Below are 379 nucleotides of genomic sequence, written 5' to 3' on the forward strand. Positions count from 1 at the left end.
TGTCCACACAGATGATTGTTAATTGTAAAGAGAACAACACTTATTGTTTGGGTCTGTAGCTCAGCTGGTTAGAGCGCACCCCTGATAAGGGTGAGGTCGGTAGTTCAAATCTACTCAGACCCACCACTTCTTCTTAAACTTATCACTAAGCTTAAAATGAAGTCGGTATACAAACAGTAAGACCAGCATATGTGGGGCTATAGCTCAGCTGGGAGAGCGCCTGCCTTGCACGCAGGAGGTCAGCAGTTCGATCCTGCTTAGCTCCACCACTTTACTTCTTAAAAATAAATATTCTTTATCGGGCAGCAAAATCGCCTGAGAATAGAGTGTGTTTAATTTTGAGAAGTTTTTGATTCTCTGCTCTTTAAAAATTTGGAAA

At 41.7% G+C, this 379-nt stretch carries 2 tRNA genes; both read left to right on the plus strand.

Features of this window, described 5'->3' with window-relative positions:
- Nucleotides 1-49 precede the first annotated feature (49 nt).
- Nucleotides 50-126: transfer RNA gene (locus tag CWC11_RS20350), tRNA-Ile, on the plus strand.
- A gap of 67 nt (nt 127-193) precedes the next feature.
- Nucleotides 194-269, plus strand: a tRNA-Ala gene (locus tag CWC11_RS20355).
- Nucleotides 270-379: the final 110 nt, after the last annotated feature.

Source organism: Pseudoalteromonas sp. S3178, assembly GCF_005886985.1.
Lineage (GTDB): Bacteria > Pseudomonadota > Gammaproteobacteria > Enterobacterales > Alteromonadaceae > Pseudoalteromonas > Pseudoalteromonas carrageenovora.